This window comes from Phytohabitans aurantiacus, assembly GCF_027923225.1.
Classification (GTDB): Bacteria; Actinomycetota; Actinomycetes; order Mycobacteriales; family Micromonosporaceae; genus Phytohabitans; species Phytohabitans aurantiacus.
This window is the reverse complement of record NZ_BSDI01000030.1, coordinates 1-22,085: the sequence shown is the minus strand read 5'-3', so window position 1 is coordinate 22,085 and position 22,085 is coordinate 1. Positions and strand designations below refer to the sequence as shown.

Annotated in this window: 21 protein-coding genes; 13 read left to right on the top strand and 8 right to left on the bottom strand. The window is 70.6% G+C overall.

Annotation, left to right across the window (positions count from 1 at the left end):
* Positions 1 to 8: 8 nt before the first annotated feature.
* Together QMG73_RS26630 and QMG73_RS26625 are read right to left on the bottom strand one after the other, a co-directional pair.
* Complete coding sequence (locus QMG73_RS26630; protein WP_281900125.1) at positions 9 to 1,739, bottom strand: substrate-binding domain-containing protein; 1,731 nt, start codon at positions 1,737 to 1,739, stop codon at positions 9 to 11.
* Between the two features lie 209 nt (positions 1,740 to 1,948).
* Positions 1,949 to 2,995: a lactonase family protein gene (locus QMG73_RS26625; protein ID WP_281900124.1), complete on the bottom strand. Its 1,047-nt coding sequence runs from the start codon at positions 2,993 to 2,995 to the stop codon at positions 1,949 to 1,951.
* Positions 2,996 to 3,061: 66 nt separating this feature from the next.
* Here QMG73_RS26625 and QMG73_RS26620 point away from each other — a divergent pair, with 66 nt between their 5' ends.
* The 4 genes from QMG73_RS26620 (at position 3,062) to QMG73_RS26605 (ending at position 6,617) form a co-directional block, all read left to right on the top strand.
* Complete coding sequence (locus QMG73_RS26620; RefSeq protein ID WP_281900122.1) at positions 3,062 to 3,712, top strand: GntR family transcriptional regulator; 651 nt, start codon at positions 3,062 to 3,064, stop codon at positions 3,710 to 3,712.
* Entirely contained in the window at positions 3,709 to 4,413 is a 705-nt protein-coding gene (locus QMG73_RS26615; RefSeq protein ID WP_281900121.1) for a (Fe-S)-binding protein, read from the top strand. Before QMG73_RS26620 ends, QMG73_RS26615 begins: the two co-directional genes overlap by 4 nt.
* A gap of 75 nt (positions 4,414 to 4,488) precedes the next feature.
* Entirely contained in the window at positions 4,489 to 5,895 is a 1,407-nt protein-coding gene (locus tag QMG73_RS26610) for a LutB/LldF family L-lactate oxidation iron-sulfur protein (RefSeq protein ID WP_281900119.1), read from the top strand.
* 107 nt (positions 5,896 to 6,002) lie between these two features.
* The gene (locus tag QMG73_RS26605; RefSeq protein ID WP_281900118.1) at positions 6,003 to 6,617 is read left to right on the top strand and encodes a LutC/YkgG family protein; all 615 of its coding nucleotides are present in this window, start codon (positions 6,003 to 6,005) and stop codon (positions 6,615 to 6,617) included.
* On the opposite strand, the gene QMG73_RS26600 is transcribed toward QMG73_RS26605, so the two are convergent.
* A complete protein-coding gene (locus QMG73_RS26600) occupies positions 6,601 to 7,704 on the bottom strand; it encodes a type 2 periplasmic-binding domain-containing protein (protein ID WP_281900116.1) in 1,104 nt (367 codons plus the stop codon). The genes QMG73_RS26605 and QMG73_RS26600 overlap by 17 nt on opposite strands.
* Positions 7,705 to 7,743: 39 nt before the next feature.
* Between QMG73_RS26600 and QMG73_RS26595 the strand changes: the two genes are divergently transcribed.
* Positions 7,744 to 8,448, top strand: coding sequence for a hypothetical protein (locus QMG73_RS26595; RefSeq protein WP_281900114.1), 705 nt, complete (start codon positions 7,744 to 7,746; stop codon positions 8,446 to 8,448).
* Between the two features lie 82 nt (positions 8,449 to 8,530).
* Here QMG73_RS26595 and QMG73_RS26590 read toward each other — a convergent pair whose 3' ends face one another.
* The 4 genes from QMG73_RS26590 to QMG73_RS26575 are packed head-to-tail and all read right to left on the bottom strand — an operon-like array spanning position 8,531 to position 12,304.
* On the bottom strand, positions 8,531 to 9,118 hold the full coding sequence (locus QMG73_RS26590) for a GTP-binding protein (protein ID WP_281900112.1): 588 nt from the start codon (positions 9,116 to 9,118) through the stop codon (positions 8,531 to 8,533).
* A complete protein-coding gene (locus QMG73_RS26585; RefSeq protein ID WP_281900110.1) occupies positions 9,099 to 9,494 on the bottom strand; it encodes a DUF742 domain-containing protein in 396 nt (131 codons plus the stop codon). Before QMG73_RS26585 ends, QMG73_RS26590 begins: the two co-directional genes overlap by 20 nt.
* Complete coding sequence (locus QMG73_RS26580; protein ID WP_281900315.1) at positions 9,484 to 9,894, bottom strand: roadblock/LC7 domain-containing protein; 411 nt, start codon at positions 9,892 to 9,894, stop codon at positions 9,484 to 9,486. The genes QMG73_RS26585 and QMG73_RS26580 overlap by 11 nt, the downstream gene beginning before the upstream one ends.
* Before the next feature lie 31 nt (positions 9,895 to 9,925).
* Positions 9,926 to 12,304, bottom strand: a complete 2,379-nt coding sequence (locus tag QMG73_RS26575; protein ID WP_281900108.1) for a sensor histidine kinase — start codon at positions 12,302 to 12,304, stop codon at positions 9,926 to 9,928.
* A 135-nt stretch (positions 12,305 to 12,439) separates the two neighbouring features.
* On the opposite strand from QMG73_RS26575, the gene QMG73_RS26570 reads away from it, so the two are divergent.
* The 8 genes from QMG73_RS26570 (at position 12,440) to QMG73_RS26535 (ending at position 21,610) form a co-directional block, all read left to right on the top strand.
* Positions 12,440 to 12,988, top strand: a complete 549-nt coding sequence (locus QMG73_RS26570; protein WP_281900106.1) for a hypothetical protein — start codon at positions 12,440 to 12,442, stop codon at positions 12,986 to 12,988.
* A gap of 11 nt (positions 12,989 to 12,999) precedes the next feature.
* Positions 13,000 to 14,001, top strand: coding sequence for a hypothetical protein (locus QMG73_RS26565; RefSeq protein ID WP_281900104.1), 1,002 nt, complete (start codon positions 13,000 to 13,002; stop codon positions 13,999 to 14,001).
* A 168-nt stretch (positions 14,002 to 14,169) separates the two neighbouring features.
* Positions 14,170 to 15,804, top strand: coding sequence for a DUF4331 domain-containing protein (locus QMG73_RS26560; RefSeq protein ID WP_281900102.1), 1,635 nt, complete (start codon positions 14,170 to 14,172; stop codon positions 15,802 to 15,804).
* A 61-nt stretch (positions 15,805 to 15,865) separates the two neighbouring features.
* Positions 15,866 to 17,119: a tetratricopeptide repeat protein gene (locus tag QMG73_RS26555; protein WP_281900101.1), complete on the top strand. Its 1,254-nt coding sequence runs from the start codon at positions 15,866 to 15,868 to the stop codon at positions 17,117 to 17,119.
* Positions 17,116 to 18,483 (top strand): urease accessory protein UreH domain-containing protein, encoded by a 1,368-nt coding sequence (locus QMG73_RS26550; protein ID WP_281900100.1) that lies wholly within the window; start codon positions 17,116 to 17,118, stop codon positions 18,481 to 18,483. Before QMG73_RS26555 ends, QMG73_RS26550 begins: the two co-directional genes overlap by 4 nt.
* A 48-nt stretch (positions 18,484 to 18,531) precedes the next feature.
* Positions 18,532 to 19,986, top strand: coding sequence for a flavin-containing monooxygenase (locus tag QMG73_RS26545; protein WP_281900099.1), 1,455 nt, complete (start codon positions 18,532 to 18,534; stop codon positions 19,984 to 19,986).
* Positions 19,983 to 20,837 (top strand): SDR family oxidoreductase, encoded by an 855-nt coding sequence (locus QMG73_RS26540; protein ID WP_281900098.1) that lies wholly within the window; start codon positions 19,983 to 19,985, stop codon positions 20,835 to 20,837. Before QMG73_RS26545 ends, QMG73_RS26540 begins: the two co-directional genes overlap by 4 nt.
* The gene (locus tag QMG73_RS26535) at positions 20,834 to 21,610 is read left to right on the top strand and encodes an alpha/beta fold hydrolase (protein WP_281900096.1); all 777 of its coding nucleotides are present in this window, start codon (positions 20,834 to 20,836) and stop codon (positions 21,608 to 21,610) included. The genes QMG73_RS26540 and QMG73_RS26535 overlap by 4 nt, the downstream gene beginning before the upstream one ends.
* A 70-nt stretch (positions 21,611 to 21,680) precedes the next feature.
* On the opposite strand, the gene QMG73_RS26530 is transcribed toward QMG73_RS26535, so the two are convergent.
* Positions 21,681 to 22,085 (bottom strand): family 43 glycosylhydrolase (locus QMG73_RS26530; protein ID WP_281900094.1); only part of this gene is annotated, 405 nt, incomplete at its 5' end.

The window sequence follows — 22,085 nt, the reverse complement described above, 5'->3', positions numbered from 1 at the left end:
ATTGGGCGTTACCGGGGAGCCGCGGGGCGCAGTGCCAGAGCCTTCAGGAAGATGTCGCCGATCTTCGTCGGGTCCTTGGCGATGAAGACGCCGCCACCGGTCGTCTTCGTGATGCGCTCCAACTGTCCCTGGTCGACGCCGTCGCCGATACCGAGGATGATCACCTGCACCGGCCGCTTGGGGTCGTTGAGGTCCTTGAGCTGGTTCAGCAGGTCGCCCTCGCTGATCCCGTTCTGGTCCTCGTTCTTGCCGTCGGTGAACATGACGATGGAGTTGATCCGGCCAGCCTGCCAACCGTCCTGCACGTTCTTGTACGCGGCGAGCATCGTGTCGTACAGGCCGGTGTTGCCGCCCCGCTTGGGCGTGATCTGCCGCAGCTGGTTGAGCGCACGGTCGCGCCCGCTGCTCAGCGGCCCGATCGGCACCAGTTCGCGGTAGTCGCGGCTGCCCTGGAGCTGGGTGGAGAAGACCCACAGCCCGAGCGCCCACGAGTCGTCGAAGAGGGCCAGGCCCCGCTCGGCGGCCGCCAGCGTCACCTGCATGCGGGTGGCGTTGTTGGCCTCCGGCACCGTTTCCAGCATCGAGCCGGAGATGTCCATGATCGCCAGCATCCGGCCGGGCGCGGTGACCGCCGTCCAGGTGGCCAGCGTGCCTTCGACCGCACCGGCGTCGAGGCCGGCCGCGGCCGAGCCACCCGGGTTCGCGTTCTGCGACGGCGGGACGCCGGCCGGGCTTGGCGCGCCGGTCGGCGGCGAGAACCCGGAGCCCCACGTGCCGTCCGGTGCGCGCAGGCCCTGCGCGCCGAGCTGGTCGCGGAAGCCAGCGGTGTTGAGCACCTTGTGCAGCGCGTCCGCCGCGGCGACCTTGGCGGGGTCGGTGCCCGGCATGATCGCGAACGGGTAGTCGAGCGGCGTCGGGGTCGGCTCCACGTACAGGGCGGCCAGCCGCACCGGCGGCTTCCTCGCGTTGTACGCGATGACGTCCTTCTCCGACAGCGCGGCGACGCTCAGGCCGGACGCCAGCGAGGACGCGTCGGCCGCCTGCGGGAACTTGGCCAGCAGGTCGTCGCGGAGCGCCGACCGGCCGGTGGCGAGCGAGCGCAGCGCCGCGACCCGGGTCTCCTGGGCGTTGCCGGCGGCGGACGCCAGCGACAGCAGCCCGGAGAGACCGGCGGCGTCACGGGTCGGCTCGACGATGCCGGTGCGCACGGTGGCGTCGGAGTTGACCTTCTGGAGCAGGTCGCTCCAGCCGACCTTCTTCTCCGGCCAGCCGAAGCCCTCGGCCACTGGCTCGGGCATCGCCGCGACGACCGGGCTGCGCGCGATCGTCGCGCCGTCGGTCGGCGTGAAGCCGGGCGCGGCCGCCTTGAGGCGGACCAGCCATGTCGAGGAGTCCGGCAGCCAGACGTCGGGGATGACCGTGGTGCCGCTGGCCCCACCGACGCCCGCGAGGCCGACACCGTGCTCAGCGGCCACCGCCGCCGCCATGTCGACCGGGTTGACCTCGGCGACCGAGACGATCACGCACGTGCCGTCGATGTCACCGCCCTCGTCGGCCCACTTGTCCGCCGTGGAACGGACAGCCGGTGCGATCTCAGATGCGGCCGCCACGGCAAGCTTCACCTCGCCGGTACAGCGGTTACCGGCGAGTTCCTGATATCCAAACCACGACCCACCCACGACGAGGACAAGCGCCACCGCTGCTGCGATGGCGCCTGCTCCGCGGATGTCTCTGCGCATGCGATGGCGACCCGGCACGGTCCCCATACTGCGCAGACACCGGCCGACCTGCCAGGTACGTTCGGCCGAAAGTTACGGATGAGAAACATCCGCGGTAGCGGTCAGTAGCCGAACGTTTCCACTCAGTCTATCCTTGCCACCGCAATCTTCAACAAACCGTGCTTTTTCGGGGCAGAGTTCAAGTGACACTGTTAATTGTCGTTATAGAGCTAGAAGGACTTAGCGGGCAAAACGCACGTTGGGCTGGGTAACCGCGTCACAACGCCCGGCTCCTCGGGCACACCCGAATCGGCGTTAAGGCGGAACGCGACCACGCTGTGTGACCGTTCGTTGGCCACATACAGGTGCTCCCCGATGATCGCGAAGTGCCGCGGCCAATGCCCGCCGGTCGGTACCTCGGTCACGTAGGCGGGCACCGGTCCATCGAGAGCGATCACCGAGATGGTGTCGGCGCCCCGGATGGCGACGTAGAGGTACCGCCCGTCGGGGCGCACCGCGATCTCGGAGGGCTGCGCGTCCGGATGCTCGCTCGCGGTCACCCTGGCCCGCTCGTGCAGGACTCCGCTCGCCCCATCCAGCTCGTACGCGGTCACCGAGGCGTCCAGCTCGCCCACCAGGTACGCCCGCTTGCCGTCGGGGTGCCGGGCGAGGTGGCGCGGTCCGGCGCCCGCGTGCGTGCGCACCCGGGGCGCGAGGGGCACCAGCCGCCCCGTGCCGGCCTCGACCTCGTACCGGTACACCGCGTCGGTGCCCAGGTCGACCACCAGGATCGCGCCGCCGCCGGGATTCGGCGAGACCATGTGCGCGTGCGCCCGCTCCTGCCGCTTCGGGTCAGGACCGGCGCCGTCGTGCACCAGCAGGTCGGTGCGCTCGCCAAGCGCACCAGTGCCATCCAGCCGGTGTACCGCGACGCTGCCGCTGGTGTAGTTGGCGCTGACCAGGTACCGGCTGTCGGCCGTGACCGCGAGGTGGCACGGGTGGGCGCCGCCGGTCTCCCCCGTGCCCAGTGGACTGAGGCTCGCACCGTCGACCGCCCAGGCGCTGACCGTGCCCTCGACGAGTTCGTTGACGGCGTACAGGACGGGCAGGGTCGGGTGCCACGTCAGGAACGAGGGCGAGGGTGCGCGCGCCGCGATGCCGAGCGGCGTGAGGGCACCGGTGCCGGAATCTCGCCGCACAGCGGTGATGCCGGATCCTTCGCCTCCGGTCTCCGGCGTGTAACACCCGATGAAGAGAATCTCACCCTCGGCGGTCACATAGAGATCAAACCAGAGCGCGGGCACCCTTCCTAGAGGCGGAGCAATCCTATAGGATCTTTGATCATGTCACCCATCCGGCCCGCTCGGCGCCTCACACTCACCGAGGATGTGTACGCCTCCGTGCAAGCGCTGATCATGGACCATGTGGTGGCTCCGGGAGAACGCATCAACATCGATGCCCTTGCCCGGCAACTTGAAGTTTCACCAACACCAGTCCGCGAGGCGCTCGCCCGGTTGGAGGCCGACGGGTTGGTGCGCAAGCGCCCGCTGGCCGGATACACCGCCGCTCCGCTGCTCACCCGTGCCGAGTTCGAGGAGCTCGTCGAGATGCGCCTGATCCTGGAGCCGGCCGCCGCCCGGCGCGCCGCGACCGGTGACGTCGACGCCGTCGCGCTGCGCGCCGAGGCCGACCTGCCGGACCGCGACGCCGGCATCGCCGCGTTCACCGCGCAGGACGCCCGCTTCCACCACCTGCTCGCCGAGCTGGCCGGCAACCGAATGCTCCACGAGGCGATCGTGCGACTCCGATCGCACCTGCACCTGTTCCGGCTGCACTTCCCGGCCGCCCACTACGGCATCAGCGCACGCGAGCACCACGTCGTGGTCGACGCGATCGCCACCCGTGACCCAGACGCCGCCGGCGCGGCCATGCGGCAGCACATCGCGGCCGCCCGCGAGCGACACCTCCCCTACTTCGCGGCGCGGCCGACATGAAGATCGCACTGTTCGTGACCTGCGTGAACGACCTGGTGTTCCCCGGCACCGGCAAGGCCGTCGTGCGCATCCTGGAGCGGCTCGGGCACACCGTCGAGTTCCCCGTGGGGCAGGGCTGTTGCGGCCAGATGCACGCGAACAGCGGGTACCGCGCCGAGGCGCTGCCGCTCGTGCGCAACTTCGTCCAGACGTTCGACCCATACGACGCGGTGGTTGCCCCGTCGGGCTCGTGCGTGGCGATGGTCCGGGACTCGTACCCGCGCCTGGTGCCCGGTTCGGCATCGGTGGCCGGCCGCACCTACGAGCTGTCCGAGCTGCTGGTCGACGTGCTCGGCGTGACCGACGTCGGCGCGGTGTTCCCGCACCGGGTCACCTACCACCCGACCTGCCACGGCCTGCGCATGCTGCGCCTCGGCGAACGGCCACGCGCGCTGCTGCGGGCGGTGCGCGGGCTGGAGCTGATCGAGCTGCCCGGCGCCGAGGAGTGCTGCGGGTTCGGTGGCACGTTCGCGATGAAGAACGCCGGCGTCTCGGCGGCGATGCTCGCCGACAAGTGCGGCGCCATCGTCGACACCGGAGCCGAGTACGTCGCCGCGGTCGACAACTCCTGCCTGGCGCACATCGGCGGTGGCCTCTCCCGCCGCACCGCCAGCGCGCAGGCGATCCACTACGCCGAGATCCTAGCCACCACCCCACCGTGATCAGGGCGTCCCTCAAGTCGCTAGAACAGCTTGAGGGACGCCCTGATCACGGGAGGTTTGAACGGGAGGTGAGGGATGACTGGCACTGGGAACATCGTGGCGCGGAAAGCGTTTCCGGCCGCCGCCAAGGAGAAGCTGACCGACACCCAGCTGCGGGCAAACCTACGCCGGGCCACCCACACCATCCGCGACAAGCGGCTGCGGGTGGTCGGCGAGGTGCCCGACTGGGAGGCGCTGCGGGTGGCCGGCGCGGCCATCAAGGACGACGTGCTGTCGCGGCTGCCGGAACTGCTGGAGCGGTTCGAAGCGGCGGCCACCGCGGCCGGCGCCGTCGTGCACTGGGCCCGCGACGCCGCCGAGGCCGCCGCGTTGGTGACCGATCTGGTACAGGCCACCGGCACCACCGAGGTCGTCAAGATCAAGTCGATGGCCACCCAGGAGATCGGGCTCAACGAGGAGCTCGAAGCGGCCGGCATCGCCGCCGTCGAGACCGACCTCGCCGAGCTGATCGTCCAGCTGGCCGGCGACACACCCTCGCACATCCTGGTACCGGCCATCCACTACAACCGCTCCCAGATCCGCGACATCTTCACCCGCAACGGGTTGTCGGCGCTCACCGACGACCCGCCCGCTCTCGCCGAGGCGGCCCGGCGGCACCTGCGCGCCAAGTTCCTCTCCGCCAAGGTCGCGATCTCCGGCGCCAACTTCGCGGTGGCCGAGTCGGGCACGCTCGTCGTGGTCGAGTCCGAGGGCAACGGCCGGATGTGCCTGACCCTGCCGGAGACGCTCATCTCCGTGGTCGGCATCGAGAAGCTGGTGCCGACCTTCCGCGACCTGGAGGTCTTTCTCCAGCTCCTGCCGCGATCGTCCACTGGCGAGCGGATGAACCCGTACACGTCACTGTGGACAGGCGTGACGCCCGGCGACGGGCCGCGGACGGTACACATCGTGCTCGTCGACAACGGGCGCACCGACACGCTCGCCGACGAGGTCGGCCGGCAGGCGCTGCGCTGCATCCGGTGCTCCGCCTGCCTCAACGTGTGCCCCGTTTACGAGCGCGTGGGCGGGCACGCCTACGGCTCGGTGTATCCGGGACCGATCGGCGCGATCCTCTCCCCGCAGATGAGCGGCGAGGGCGCCAACAGCACCCTGCCGTACGCCTCGACGCTCTGCGGCGCCTGCTACGACGCCTGCCCCGTGCGGATCAACATCCCCGAGGTGCTGGTGCACCTGCGGCAGACCGGGCCGCACCCGGCCGCCGAGCGCGCCGCGATGCGCGCGCTGTCCTGGACCATGCGAAGCCGCCGCCGGTACGCCGCCGCCCTGCGCGCCGCCCGCCGAGGCGCCGCGCCCGTGCGCTGGGCCACCGGTGGAAAGGTCCGCCGGCTCCCGTGGCCCATGTCGGCCTGGACAGCCGCCCGCGACGCCCCACTCCCCCCGAAGCAAACCTTCCGCGAATGGTGGGCCCGTGAACGCGCCTAGCCAACACCCGCTCTTCGTGATCAGGGCGTCCCTCAAGTTGTTAGGGCGACTTGAGGGACGCCCTGATCACGGCCGGTGGTGGGCGACCGAGCGAACCAGGAGACACAGTGAACGCTCGTGAGGAAGTGCTGCGGCGGGTGCGGGCGGCTCGGCCGGCGGAGCAGGTGGTGGTGCCGCGGGACTACGAGGTGGCGCGGGAGCCGGACGACCTGGTGGAGCTGCTGGTCGACCGGCTCGTCGACTACAAGGCCACCGTCCACCGCTGCACCGGAGACGGCCTGGCCGGCACGCTCGCCGAGGTGTTGGCCGGCACCGAGCGGATCGTCGTTCCCTCTGGGGTGCCGCAGGAGTGGCTGTCCGCGTACCAAGGTGACGTGATGCGCGACGAGCCGCGGCCCCTCGCGGTGGCCGACCTGGACGCGCCGGGGATCGCGGTCGTGACGGGATGCGCGGTGGTGGTCGCCGAGACCGGCACGCTGATCCTCGACGCCGGCCCCGACCAGGGCCGGCGGGCGCTGACGCTGGTGCCCGACCACCACATCTGCGTCGTCCACAACGGACAGATCGTGGCCGGCGTGCCCCAGGCGCTGCGGCGGCTGGCCGACCCGACGCGGCCGCTCACGCTGGTGTCGGGCCCGTCAGCCACCAGCGACATCGAGCTCAACCGCGTCGAGGGCGTACACGGACCGCGCCGCCTCGACGTGGTCATAGTGGACCGCTGAGCCCTGGCTCGTCCCCGCAGATCTTCTGCAGCATCGCGACGAGCGGGCGCAGGTAGCGGGGGCGCGGGTTCGCGGTGGTGACGTGCACGTCGAGCCGGAACGGCGCGCCCTCGTGGTGCAGCGGCACCCAGCGGGAATGCTCGACGCCCGCGCCACCGAAGCGCATGCCGGGCTTGTAGACCAGCGCGACGTCCGACGGTGCGAGCACGAGCGGTGTCGGCAGTCCGCGCTCGTGCAGCAGCGAGACGCATTCGATGACGCTGCCGATTTCGTACGTCTCACTCGCCACCCGGCGATGCTCGCCCGGATCATCGATGCCGTATGTGGCGATGGCGTTTTCGAGAAGCATTCGCGCGCCGGAATCCTTCGGCGGCAGATGCGACATGCGCGGCCACCGAACGAACTCATCGAGCGACATCGCATCACCCGGAAAGTCGGCCGGCACGAAAACTTCGAGCCGCGCGTCGTACAGCACGTCGGACTGTAGTTCGTCGCGGAACTCCTCCGGCGGCGCCGGACCGATCGCGAGATGGTACGCCCCCGTGGTGAGCGGCCACAGCGCTTGGTCGAAAAACGACTCGTTGCCGCGGTCGCTCTGCTGTAACTCCAGGATGTGGATTTTCTCCTCGCCGACCGGTTCCTGTTCGAGCGTGTCGACATAAAGCCTTTTCACGATCGTGGCGTGGTGCGGAAGGCACACCAGAGTTGGCACGTGCGACTCGGCGAAGTACCTGCGTTCGTCGAGGTAGATGCCGCGCACGCGCTCGCAGAAGCGAAGAAACCGCAGACCGCGCGGGGTGAGCCGGACCTTCCCGCGCGGCCCGACGCCCTCCTCCAGCGCCGGCCGGTGCAACCATTTGTTGATCTTATTGAGGATGACGCGGACGCCTTCCACCGTGATGTGTTCGTCGTACCGGTCCGCGAGCAGCCGTACCGCTTGCTGGCGCGTGCCCGTTTCCGCTAGCGCCATGAAGACGACACAGTCCCACTCGTCCGGTGCGCGATCCCTGACCTGTCCCACAGCGGCAAGATACCAACAATTAATTCTTCTGATCTTGGTTGAAGTCATATTGGTTGCCGTTTCCAAAACGCCATGCCGGACGCCGTGCGACCGATAGAAGTAAACATGCTGTGCACCTGGTTCAAGCTCAACCGTCCGAGCTGGCACTCGGTCATCTTCTACGTGGGCGCGGCAAACCTCATGCGGACGATGCTTTTGCGGATCCACCCGGAAACCGACCCGCATCCGCACACTCATTACGGCGCTTACGCGTTGTGTGCCGGGTTCGCGCTCGTGATCGGGCAACTCGTCGAACGCGCCCGCAGCCGCCTCACCTCGCGCGTGTGCAGCGCGCTGCTGGGCCTGTCGGCGATGCTGCTGGCGGTGTCGTACGGCCAGACCCCCGCCTTGCCGCTGCTCGTGGCGACCGCCGTGATCCTCGCCGCGACCGGCGCCGGTGAGGCCGCGTTCCGAATACTCGGCACCCGGCGCCCCAGCTGGCACTCCGTCATCTTCTTCATCGGCGCCGCCAGCGTGACCCGCACGTTGCTGGCGGCGCTCCATCCGGCGGCGAGCGCGCTCTCGCAGTTCGCGGCGTACGGGCTCTGCGTCGGGTTCGCGCTGCTGGTGGCCGCGCTGATGCGGCGAGCCGGCGACCTCACGGCGCGAGTGCACAGTGGAGGGCTGGGGCTGACGGGGCTGCTGCTGGCGGTGTTTCACGGCGACCTACCGCCGCACGCCCCCATCGCCGCGACCGCCCTGATCGTCGGCGTCACCTTCGCCGGCGAACTCGCCTACCGCGCCCGCGCCGCCCTCACCCCCCGCCCATGATCAGGCACCCGCGCCCGTGATCAGGGCGTCCCTCAAGTCGCTCTAACGACTTGAGGGACGCCCTGATCACAAAAAATGGGGATCAGCGGGTGGGGACGGGGTGGCCGCGCTTGGCCGCCACGTGCTCGACCAGGGCGACCAGTACATGCTTTCCGGATTGGCGGTCGCGGACGTCGCAGGACACCACGGGCACGTTGGGATCGAGGTCGAGCGCCTGCCGGACGGCGTCGGGCGTGAACCGCCGAGCGCCGTCGAACCGGTTGACGCCCACCACGAACGGGATGCGCCGCCGCTCGAAGTAGTCGACGGACGGGAAGCAGTCGGCCAGACGCCGGGTGTCGGCGAGCACCACCGCGCCCAGCGCCCCGAACGCCAACTCGTCCCACACGAACCAGAACCGCTCCTGGCCGGGCGTGCCGAACAGGTACACCTGAAGGTCGTCGTTGATCGTGATGCGCCCGAAGTCCATCGCGACGGTCGTGGTGCGCTTTGACTCGATGCCGAGGACGTCGTCAGTGCCGATGCCGGCGGTGGTGAGCACCTCTTCGGTGTGCAGCGGCCGCACCTCGCTGACCGACCCGACCAGGGTCGTCTTGCCCACCCCGAACCCGCCGGCCACGAGGATCTTCAAGGCCAGCGGGATGGAGGGTTCAGAGTGCCCGTAGTCCATTGACCACCGCCTGGAGGATGTCGTCGTCGGGTAGGTGGGCCATCGCCGAGGGCTCGTGCAGGGCGATGAGGCCGGACGCGAGCAGGTCGCCGAGCAGCACCCGGACGACGCCGACCACCAGGTCGAGGCCGGCGGCGATCTCGGCGACGGAGATCGGCTCGCGGGCCAGGGCGAGGATCGCGCGGTGCTCGGGCTGGAGCTGTGCGGCCTCGGGGGCGCGGGTGGCGCCCGGGGCGGCGAGCACGAACGCGAGCAGGTCGAACCCACCGGTCACCGGCCGTACGCGGCCACCGGTGACCGTGTACGGCCGCACCACGGGACCGGCGTCGTCGTCGAGCCAGTCGTGGTGCGGGAGTCCGGATCCGTTAGTGGGCATCGGTGTGCACCGTAGTCGTCCTCGTCGATGACGTCATGTTCTGGCCCACCCGGGCGACCAGCATGGCCATCTCGTACGCGATCAACCCGATGTCCGCGTCGGCGGCACTGATCAGGGCAAGGCAGGCGCCCATGCCGGCGGAGGTGACGAAGAGGTACCCGGATTCCATCTCCACGACGGTCTGCCGGACCGGCCCGGTGTGGAAGTGCCGGCTGGCGCCCTTCGCCAGGCTCTGGAAGCCAGCCGCGATGGCGGAGAGGTGCTCGGCGTCTTCGCGGGTCAGCCCGCGCGACTGGCCCAGCATCAACCCGTCGGCCGACAGCACCACCGCCTGGCGGGCCGAGGGCACCCGTTCGACCAGGTCGTTGAGCAGCCAGCTCAAATTGGCGGCCTGCCTCATCTGCACTGCGTTTCTCTTTCCCGTCTGATTGCTATTCCCCTTCTGGTGTCACGCCAGGCACCGGCGCGGTGCCGCGCGCCGCGGGCGCACCGTCGGCTTCCCGCCGGCCGCGCGCGGTGCCGGCCTGGAGTGCCGCCATCGCGGCCCGGGCCTGGTCGGCGGTGCGTGGGGCGGGCGCCGGGTCTTCGGGCAGGTCGCCGGTGGGCTGTTCGCGCAGTTGCGGCGCGAGGCTGGCCTGGCGGACGCGGCGCGGCAGGCCGTCGGTGTGCAGCGGCGGCGCCACAGTGGAGGCTGGCATCCCGTCCGGCGCGGGCCGCCCCGCGGGCACATCGCCCTCGACCGCGCGGACGCCGGAGTCGGAGCTGCGGACGGCGCGCAGGGTGGCCGCACCGCCGAGTGCGGTCGCGGCCGAAGGGGTCGGCGCGGATTCGATCGCCGGGGCGCTCTCCACGCGCGTCACGACCCGGACGCGCCGCCGGGGCACGTCGTCGGCCGGTGCGGCGAGCAGCGCGGCGGGTTCCGGCTCCGGGAGTACCAGATCGGGCGGGACCAGGACGACGGCGGTCACCCCGCCGAAGGGCGAGGAACGCAGCCGGATCTTCACGCCGTGGCGGGCGCCGAGCTGGGCCACCACGAAGAGGCCGAGCCGGGCACTGTTGGCCGGATCGAATTCGGGCGGCCGAGCCAGCCGCCGGTTGGCCTCCTCGAGCTCTTCGGACTTCATGCCGAGGCCGCGGTCTTCGATCTCGATGGCGTATCCATTGGGGACCGGCGCGCCGCTGACCTGTACCCGGGTCGTAGGCGGCGAGAACGATGTGGCGTTCTCGATCAGCTCGGCGAGCAGGTGGATCATGTCACCGACCGCCCGGCCGGCGACGGCGGCGGACTCCACGCCGTTGACCGCCACCCGCGCGTAGTCCTCCACTTCGGACACCGCACCGCGGATCACGTCGAGCATGGACACGGGATTGCGCCAGCCCCGGCCGGGTACGGCGCCAGCGAGGATCGCGAGGTCTTCGGCGTGCCGCCGCATCCGGGTGGCGAGGTGGTCGATGCGGAAGAGCTCCTCCAGCTCGTCTGGCTCGGTGGTGCGCCGCTCCATGCCGTCGAGCAGGGTGAGCTGGCGGTGCAGGAGGGTCTGGCTGCGCCGGGCGATGTTGAGGAACACCTCGTTGAGGCCCCGCCGCATGGTCGACTCGTCGACCGCCGCCTGTACCGCCGTGCGCTGCGCCTCGGTGAACGCGTGCCCGAGCTGGCCGATCTCGTCGGTGCCGTACTCCAGCGGTGGCGCCTCGGCGGCCACGTCGACGTCTTCACCCCGACGCAGCCGGGCCACCACCTCGGGCAGCCGCCTGTCGGCGAGGTCGAACGCGCTCTGCCGCAGCCCGCTGAGCCGGCGGATCAGCGACCGGCCCACCCGCAGGCAGAGCAGCAGCGACAGCGCGATCGCGGCGAGCCCGAAGAGCCCGGCGAGCGCGAGCCGGAGCAGCACGCCGGCGGCGACCGGGGTGGCCCGGTCCGTGAGGTCGTCGGAGATTCCCAGCTCGAAGTCGCGCAGCTGCCGCACCACCGGCTCGTACGCGCTCTGCCAGGCGTTGGCGTTGATCGGTACGGCGGCGTTGTCGCGGCCCTGCGCCATGATCCGGTCTTCGAGCTCCTTCAGCCGCTCGAACGCCTCCCCTTCGACCATCCGCTGGTGTGCCAGCCGGTCCTGTTCGGACAGTGCGGATACGGCGCCCACGTGCAGGTACCGCTCGGTGCCGATGATCTGCACGAGCTGGGAGTGCTCGCCGCTCTCGAACCGTTTGGCGGCGAACGCCCCGGCCAGCAAGGCGTCCTCCTGACCCAGCACCTCGCGGGCGCGCGTCAGCGCCACGGTGGCGCGAGCCTCCCGGTCGAGCGCGTCGTCGTCGAGGTTGGCGAGCGCGTCGAAGAGCCGCAGCGCCTCGTCGATCATGCCGGTGTACAGGCCGAGGGCACCGGCCTTGTCCATCTCCCGCCGATCGACGAAGCCCCGCCCGGCCGGCAGCAACTCCAGCGCGGTGGTCACCTGTTCGACGCGGGCGCGCACCGCCTCGTCGGCCGCGTCGCGCACATCCTCACCGCGCGCCCGCTCGCGGAAGTCGGTGACCGCCGCGTCGGTGCGGCTGCGCTGCTCGTCGAGGGCCGGCAACTCCTGCGCGCGGCCGGCGAGATAGACGACCGAAAGCCGGCGTTCCCGCTGCAACTCGGAGACCAGCGCGTCGCCGGGGCGACTCAGCTGATCGCGGAGGGCACGCGTATCGAGCAGGTGCAATGCCGGGCCGACGGTCAGCGTGGTCGTGAAGATCCACAGTGCTACGAGCGCGGCGAGAGGCACGGCCACCAGAGCGATGATCTTCGCGCGGATCGACCAGTTGCCTGTATTCATCAAAGAGACCTCGCCCGAGGGGGGACGGTTCGGCAGCCTCCGGCAGGATACATGGCCGTCTAGGCGTTTCAATGCGCCCCGATTTCCCGCCGGTACCTGGATTGATGATCACGTGCTAGCGGGAATACCACAGGTATGTCGTCAACTCAGATCATCGTCACCGTCATCGTCGTGCTCGCGGTGCTGGCTGTGGCCGGAATCGCCTGGTACTGGGCGCGCCGGCGAGCGTTGCGCGAAAGATTCGGCCCCGAGTACGACCGGGCCGTCGAGGAACGGGAGAGCCGCGCGGCGGCCGAGCGCGAATTGCGTGAGCGCGAGCGCCGCCACTCGGAGCTCCAGCTGAAGGAACTCTCCCCGGAGAGCCGGCAGCAGTACACCACGGACTGGGAAGAGATCCAGGCTCGCTTCGTCGAGGCTCCCGACGAGGCGGTACGCGCCGCGGATGAGCTGGTCAGCAGGCTGATCGCCGAACGCGGCTATCCCAATGACAGCTACGAGGAGCAGGTCACGCACCTCTCCGTCGAGCACGCCCGGACCCTCGGGCACTACCGAGACGCCCATGAGATCTACCTGGAGAACGAGCGCGGCGAGGCCAGTACCGAACGGCTCCGCCAGGCCCTCGTTCACTACCGGGCGCTCTTCGCCGACCTGCTCGGCGCCACTCCCGAGGTCCCCAGCCGCTGAGGAGGCACCACATGACGCACCAGCAGACCTACTCGTACCCTCCCACCGATCCTGATCAGCCGGATCGGGTCACCTCGGATCCCGTGCCGGTTCCCCCGCCCGCCGAAGACCGGGCGACAGAAGACCGGGCCTCGGAAGACCGGGACGAAACGGACGTCGCGGGCGCTGAGGACACGCCCGCCGAGGACGTGACCGATCGGGTACCGGAGGAGTCGCTCGACGATCAGGGCACGTTCGAGGACCCGGTGCTGTCCGAGGAGCGCACCGACCCCGACGACCTGACCGCCGTCACACCCAACCAGGACGGCGAGGTCACCGACACCGGCGCCGACCGCGACGAGCCGGAGTTCCACGAACCGGCCGCACAGCCGACCGCGTTCGGCGCCGCGACCGTCGGGGGCGCGGCGGCGGCCGCCGCGATGGCCGGCCCGTCCCGCGACGCCACCGACGAACGCGAGCGCGACGCGACCGACGAACGCGACGCCTTCGACAAGCGCGACACCTTCGATGAGCGCGATGCCGTCGACGAGCGTGACGCAACTGATGAGCGCGACGCCTTCGACGAGCGCGGTGAGGGGGCGGCCATCGAGGATGAGCCGGTCGCCGAGGAGGATCGCAGCGTCGACGCGGATCGGGTCGACGCGGATCGGGTCGACGCGGCCCCGCCGGCAGCGATCGCGGAGCCGCAGACAGAGATCGCGGAGCCGCACGCAGAGATGCTGCCGGGCGACGTGCCGGCGGAGCCGGTCACCGCGCTGTGGGGCGACGACACCGCCCAATCGTTCCGCGACCGCTGGCGCGACGTGCAACTCCGCTTCGTCGACGACCCGCAGGGCGCCGCCCGCGACGCGCAGAGCCTCGTGGACGACGCCGTCCAGTCGCTGACCACCGCGCTCACCAGCCAGCGCGACGAGCTCGGCGGATGGAGCAGCACCGACGGCAACGACACCGAGCAGTACCGGGTAGCGGTGCGCCAGTACCGCGACTTCCTGGACCGCCTGTTGGGCCTGTAATACCTACAACTAATACCTACAACTGCCGATTAGAGGGTTTCGTAGCCGGCACCGCCCTGGATGGGCGCGTGCCGGCTATCTGACAACGAACCGTCCACTCCCGCGCGGCTTCCGAATGCCTGGCATCACGTACCACTCGATCTGCACCAGGCGGAAGGAAAAACCGCGATGTCCCTACGTACCCGACTCTCACAGCGGCGCGGCCCCGCAGGGCTCGCGGTGGCCGCCCTACTGGTCGGTGCCGGCCTGTACGGGCTCGGACCCAGCACGGCCGGCGCGTCCAGCCACCGCGAGGCGCCGCTCATCGCCGCCGACCCGGCCGTCGACAACACCGACCTGTACGCCTTCGTCAGCCCCGACCGGCAGGACTACGTCACGTTCGTGGCGAACTTCATCCCGTTCGAGGAGCCCAACGGCGGCCCCAACTTCTACCCGTTCGCCACCGACGCGACGTACAACATCAACGTCGACAACGACGGTGACGCCAAGCCGGACTCGATTTTCCGGTTCCGGTTCAAGACCGTCGACAAGCGCGGCAACAACACGTTCCTGTACAACAACGGGCCGGTGACGTCGCTGGACGACGAGAACCTGCTCGTCCGCCAGATGTACACATTGGAGTCCTCATTTAACGGGGGCAACTCGTTCAAGACCCGGGTGACCGGTGCGCCGGTCGCGCCGTCGCGGGTCGGCAACGCGTCCATGCCGGACTACAACACGCTGCGGGACCAGGCGATCACCCAGCTGCCCGGCGGCTGGCAGATCTTCGCCGGCCAGGCCGACGACCCGTTCTTCCTCGACCTGCGGATCTTCGACCTGCTCTACGGCGGGGACCTGAGCGAGACCGGCACCGACACCGTGGCCGGCTACAACGTCAACACGATCGTGCTGCAGGTGCCGTTCAAGGACGTCGCGCTCAGGGGCGACGCCACCCGCAACCCCAACATCGGCATCTGGACCACCACCGAGCGGCCCCGCGTGCGGATCACGGGTGGCGGCTCGTCGGGCGGCCGCGTGCAGGTCTCGCGGCTCGGCAACCCGCTGGTCAACGAGGTGGTCGTGCCGGCCGGGCTCAAGGACGCGTTCAACGCCTCCCGCCCCGACCAGGACGGCAAGAACCCGGTCGTCGTCAAGCGCGTGACCGACCCCGAGGTACCCAAGCTGATCCAGGCCATCTACAACATCCCGGCACCGGCCACACCACGCAACGACCTCGTGGAGATCTTCCTGACCGGTATCACCACGAAGGCGGGCGGGCCCATCAAGGCCGACCTCAACTCGCAGCTCAACAACGCCGACGTGAACCCGAATCGGTTCGTACCGTCCGAGCAGCTCCGGCTCAACCTGAGCGTGCCGGTCACCGACCAGCCCAACCGGTTGGGCGTACTGGCGGGCGACAACCAGGGCTTCCCGAACGGCCGCCGGCTGACCGACGACGTCCTCGACATCGAGATCCAGGCCCTTGAGGGCGCGGCGGCCACCGGCCAGATCGTCGACGCGCTGGCCGCAGGCGACAAGGTCGACCAGAACGACCAGGCGTTCGGCGACACGTTCCCGTACCTGGCGCTGCCGAACACCGACAAGGGTGGCGGAGCCGCGGCACCGGCGCAGCCGGGCACGGACCAGACGCCTGGCGGCTCGCCCAACCCGTCGCTGACGCCGGCCGGCTTCCAGAGCCAGGACGACGGCAGCTCGGGGACCGTCGCGGCGGCAGCCGTGGGAGTCGCCGCGACCGCCGGCCTCGGACTGCTTCTCGCCGCCTGGTTCTGGCGACGCCGAAGCGGCAAGGCAGCCGACGCCTAAACCGACCGGGCGCGCCGCATGTCCCCGTGTGCGGCGCGCCCCCTTCCCCAGGAGGTTCGCCATGCGACGCCTGACCGTGGTCGCGCTCGCCGGTGCCGCAGCCCTCGCCATCACCGTCACCGCCGGCGCGCTGGGACGTCCCGAGGCGCCAGCGCCCACAGTGGACACCGTCGCCGCACCGGTACCGGTCGATCCGATCGCCCGGGCCCAGGAGCGGCTGAGGCTGGTGCCCGGCGCCTGGAACACGTGGGCGGCTCTCGCCGTCGCGTACGTCGAGCGCGGCCGGGTCACGGCGGACCCTACCAACTACCCGCGCGCTGAAGAGGCCGCCCGCCGCTCGCTCGAGCTGCGGCCCACCGACAACGGCGACGCCCTCGTCGCGCAGGGCGCGCTCGCCAACGCCCGCCACGACTTCGCGGCCGCACGGCGGTTCGCGCTCGACGCGGTGCGCGTCAACGACTTTGACGCCGACGCGTACGCCGTGCTGGGGGACGCCGAGACGCAACTGGGCAACGCGCCGGCCGCGACCGCCGCCGTGCAGCGCCTCCTGGATTTGCGGCCAGGGCTGTCCGCGTACGCCCGCGGCTCCTATGACCTGGAGCTACGCGGGCAGGTGGCGGAGGCGACCGGCCTGATGCGGCAGGCCCTCGAAACCGCGACCAGCCCGTCGGACATCGGCTTCTGCCGCGTGCAGCTCGGCGACCTCGCCTGGCACGCCGGCGACCTGGCGGGCGCCTCCCGGGAGTACACCGCCGGGCTCGCCGCCGACCCGACCAGCGTCGCGCTCCAGCGTGGCCGGGCGCGGGTCGCCGCCGCTGAGGGCCGGCTCGACGCCGGGATCGCCGACTACGCGGATCTCACCCGCCGCGCTCCCACGACCGAATACCTCATCGAGTACGCCGGGCTGCTGCACGCCGCTGGGAAGGCGACCGAGGCTCGGGTACAGCTCGACCTGGCGACCGCATCGCACGCGCTGTTCACCAGCAGCGGCGGGACGGATGGGCTGGCCGGTGCCGCGCTCGCGCTCGCCAAGGCGGATCCGGCAACCGCCGTCGCCGAGGCGCGTGCCGAGTGGAAGCGGCGGCAGCACGCCGATGTGGCCGACGCGCTCGCCTGGGCCCTGCACCACGCCGGTAAGGACGCCGAAGCACTGCCGTACGCCCAGCGGGCCACCGGCACCGGCGCCCGCTCGGCCGCGTACCTGCACCACCTTGGCGTCATCGAGATGGCGCTCGGACAGACCGCCGCCGGCCAGGCACACGTCGCCGAGGCGCTGCGCGTCAACCCGCACTTCGCCCTGGGAGTGATCCGATGAAACGCTGGCTGCTCGCCGTACCCGCCGCCGTCGTGGCGCTCCTCGCCCTCCCGAGTACCCCGGCGAGCGCACACCCAGCGGGGAGCCTGTCCGTCAACCAGTACCTCGGGCTGGCGCTGCGACCGGACTGGGTCGAGGCGACCGCCGTGGTCGACTTCGCCGAGATCCCCACGTTGCAGAACAAACAGGCGCCGACCTGCGCGCCGGTCGCGTCGGCCATCGCGCTCACTGTGGACGGTGAGCGTCTGGTGTGGACGGTGGCCGCCTCCGAGTTCGCCTACAACGAAGGTTCCGCTGGGCTGCGGACGAGCCGGCTCACCTGCGCTCTCGAGGCGCCGGCCACACTGGACCGGCCCGCCGAGGTGACGGTGGCGAACACGTATGCCGCGGACCGGATCGGCTGGCGGGAGATGACCGCGGTGGGCGAGGGCGTGCGGATCGTCGACTCTCCCCTGCCCACCACGAGCATCAGCGACGAACTGCGCACCTACCCGGCCGACCCGTTGGCGTCGGCGCCGGATGTCCGGTCAGCAACGCTCGACGTGGAGCCGGGTGACGGTACAGCTGAATCCGGCGCGGCGGCAGAGCGACCGGACGACGGCCTGTTGACCCGCTGGGCCGCGGCTCTTGAGAGCCGTTTCCAGGAACTGGCCGGCGGACCGCGACTGACCCCCACGGTCGGCCTGCTGGCGGTGCTGCTGGCGCTCGTGCTCGGCGCCGGCCACGCCGCGCTGCCGGGGCACGGTAAGACGGTGCTGGCCGCGTACGCCGCCGCGGAGCGCCGCCGCATCCGGGACGCCCTCGCCGTCGGGGCGACCGTGACGCTGACACACACCGGCGGCGTCCTGATCGTGGGCCTGCTCCTCAGCACGTCGAGCGCGCTCGCGGGTGATCGGCTCCTCGGCTACCTGGGGATCGTCAGTGGAGCCGTCGTGGTGGCGGTCGGTGCCGGCATGATCGTGGGGGCCCGCCGGCACCGCCGCCACCATCACCACCATGATCACGACCACGGTCACGATCACCACCACCATCATCATCACCATGGGCGGATGAGCCTGGCGGGCATCGGGATAGCTGGTGGGCTCGTGCCCAGCCCGTCGGCCATCGTGGTGCTGCTGGCCGCGATCGGGCTCGGGCGCACGTGGTTCGGGGTGCTGCTGGTGCTCGCGTACGGGATCGGCATGGCCGGCACGCTGACGGCGGTCGGTATCGCGCTGGTGGCGCTGCGCCGGCGTCTGGGCCGCATGCCGAGGCTGCCGCGCGTCACCCGCCGCCTCTCCCGCGCCGCGCCCACCGGCACCGCCGCCCTCGTCATGGTCGTCGGTGTCGGCGTGGCCGCACGCGCGGCGGCCGGGGTGTTCTAACGGCAAACGCCTCCTGACGCCAGCCGTACCCGGTGGTAACTTGATCGGATGGCGACGGCCACCCACGTCCGTATCGCAATCCTCGGCGCCGGTTTCGGTGGAATCGGCGCCGCTATCCGGCTGCGGCAGCAGGGCTACGACGACTTCGTGATCCTCGACCGCGGCGACGACGTCGGCGGCACCTGGCGCGACAACACCTACCCCGGTTGCGCCTGCGACGTGCCCTCGCACATGTACTCGTTCTCGTTCCTGCCCAACCCGCGGTGGAGCCGCAGCTTCTCGCCCCAGCCAGAGATCTGGGAGTACCTGCGGCGCTGCGTGGCCGAGCACGACCTTTCGCGGCATCTGAGGCTGCGCCACGAGGTGCACTCCGCGACCTGGGACGGCGCGTGGATCATCGAGACCTCGGGCGGGACGTACCGGGCCGACGCGCTGATCGTCGCCACCGGGCCGCTCACCGAGCCGGCGTTGCCCAAGCTGCCGGGCCTTCCGACGTTCGCGGGCGAGGTCTTCCATTCCGCGCGCTGGAACCACGAGTACGACCTGCGTGGCCGCCGCGTCGCGGTGGTGGGCACCGGCGCGTCGGCGATCCAGTTCGTGCCGGAGATCGCGCCAGACGTCGAGCGGATGCACGTCTTCCAGCGCACGCCTCCCTGGGTCATGTCGCGCGTCGACCGGCCGATCAGCCGGCTGGAGCAGCGGCTCTTCCGCGCCGTCCCGCCCGCCCAGCGGCTCGCCCGCACCGCCATCTACTGGGCGCGCGAGTTGCAGGGCACCGGCTTCCTGTATCCGGTCGTGATGCGCTTCGGCCAGGGCATGGCGCGCCGGCACCTGCGCCAGTCGATCGCCGACCCGGCGCTGCGCGCCAAGCTCACGCCCGCGTACACGATGGGGTGCAAGCGGGTGCTGCTGTCCAACACGTACTACCCGACTCTCACCCGCGACAACGTCGAGCTGGTCACCGACACCATCACGGAAGTGCGCCCCGACGCGGTGGTCACGGCCGACGGCACCGCGCGGCCCGTCGACACGATCATCTTTGGTACCGGGTTCCACGTGACCGACGCACCGGTGGCCCAACTGGTCCGCGGGCGTGACAGTCGCACGCTCGCCGAGGCGTGGGGCGGCTCGATGAGGGCGTACCTCGGCACCACCGTCACTGGCTTCCCCAACCTGTTCATCCTGCTCGGCCCGAACACCGGCCTGGGACACAACTCGGTCGTCTTCATGATCGAGGCGCAGCTGAACCACATCCTCAAGGCGCTGCGGCACCTCGACCGGCACGGCATCCCGGCGATCGAGCCGACGCCCCGGGCACAGCAGGCGTTCGTGTCCACTGTGGACCGGAAGATGACCGGCACCGTGTGGCTTCGGGGCGGCTGCCGAAGCTGGTACCTCGACACCACCGGCCGCAACTCGACGATCTGGCCCGGATACAGCTGGACGTTTCGCATGCGGACCCGGCGCTTCGACCCGGCCCACTACCAGGCGGTGACTTCGTGAACGCACCCCGCAAGCGGTCCCTCGCAGGCAAGGTCGTCTTCGTGACCGGCGCCGCCCGCGGCATCGGCGAGCACACGGCACGCGTGGCAGCGGCGCGCGGTGCGAAGGTGGCACTCGCCGGGCTGGAGCCTTCGCTGCTCGCACCGCTGGCCAACTCGCTCGGCGGCGCGTGGTTCGAGTGCGACGTCACCGACCAGGCGGCGCTGTCAGCCGCCGTGGCGGGCACGGTCGAGCGGTTCGGTGGCATCGACGCGGTGGTCGCCAACGCCGGCATCGCCCCGCGCGGCACGGTCGTGGTCGGCGACATCGAGAGCAACGTCCGCGCCGTCGAGGTCAACCTGATCGGCGTCATGCGCACCGTCAACGCCACCGTCCCGCACGTACTGGCCAACCGCGGCTACTACCTGCTGGTGTCGTCGGCGGCGGCCTTCACCGCGCTGCCCGGCATGTCCGCGTACTGCGCGTCCAAGGCGGGCGTCGAGCAGTACGGCAACGTGATGCGGCTGGAGCTCGCACACCGGGGCGTGGCGGTGGGCACGGCACACATGTCGTTCGTCGACACAGACATGACCCGCAGCGCTCAGGCGGATCTGCCGTCGTTCGGCGAGATGCTCCCCAAGCTGCCCCGGCCGATCGGGCGCTTCACTTCGGTGGAGGCGTGCGCGCGGGCCTTCGTCGACGGGATCGAGCGCCGCAAGCGCAAGGTGTACGTGCCGCGTGGAATGGCCGGCGTGCAGGCGCTGCGAACGGTGATGCTGAGCCCGTTCTCCGAGTTCGTCATCGGGCGCGGGGCGCGCACGGCGGTACCCCAGATGGAAGACGAGGTGCGAGCGCTCGGAGGTCCGCGTTGACCGTTTCCTACGAACGCCGGGGCTCTGGTGAGCCGCTGATCCTGCTGCACGGCATCGGGCACCACTGGCGCGCCTGGTCCCCGGTACTGGACCGGCTCGCCGAGGCGCACGACGTGATCGCCGTCGACCTGCCCGGCTTCGGCGCTTCACCGCTCCCGGCCGCCGGCGCGCCCGCGTCGATGGCCGAGGCGGTGGCCGGGATCGCCACCTTCATCGACGATCTGGGCATCGAGCGCCCTCATGTGGCCGGCAACAGCCTCGGCGGGGCGATCGCGCTGGAGCTGGCCGCCTCCGGGGTGGCCGCCTCGGCGACGGCGCTCTGCCCGGCGGGCTTCTGCACGCGCCGCGAACTGCGCTGGGCGATCAGCGTGCTCACGGCCCACCGGCTCGCGTCCCGCCTCCCGCAGCCGGTACTGCGCACGGTGCTGCGCTCATCATTGGTGCGCGCGATGTCGTACGGGATGATCTACGCTCACCCGTCCCTTCTGACGCCGGAAGAGGCCCTGTTGGACGCGCTGGCGCTGCGCAACGGGCAGGCGTTCGCGGCGGTGGCCCGAGCCGGTCGCGGGTACGCCTTCCAGGGCAGGCCCACGGTGCCGGTCACGGTGGCCTGGAGCACCGGCGACCGCGTCCTCCCGTACCGCCAGGCGGCGGTCGCCCGCCGCATCCTGCCCGAGGCCCGGCACGTCGACCTGCCCGGCTGCGGCCACGTCCCCATGCGCGACAACCCCGACCTGGTGGTGGAAACCATCCTTTCCACCACCCACACTTAATGAGTGATCAGGGCGTCCCTGAAGTCGCTCTAACGACTTGAGGGACGCCCTGATCACGGAAGTGGCGGTGTTAGGAGGCCGGCTCGCCGGACGGGACGGCCAGCTGGGTGCCCAACGACACCGGAGTGCCGAAGTTCGGCGTGCCATCCGCGTTCCACGTGAACTTCTGCGCCCGCGTCGACCGGTTCATGTCACACCCACCCGACGCCGACGAGTTCGCGTGATACACGATCCAGTCCTCCGTGCCATCCGGAGACTTGAAGAACCCGTTATGCCCCGGACCATACACACCATTCGCGTTCGACCGCTGGAACACCGGATTCGGGAACTTCCGCCACGACGCAGAGTTCAACGGATCCCCACTCACATACTCCAACATCCCCAACTTGTAATCCGGCGTCGAACAATGCGAAGCCGAGTACACGATGAACGTGCGCCCATTACGCTGCAACACCTCACCGCCCTCAGCAACCGC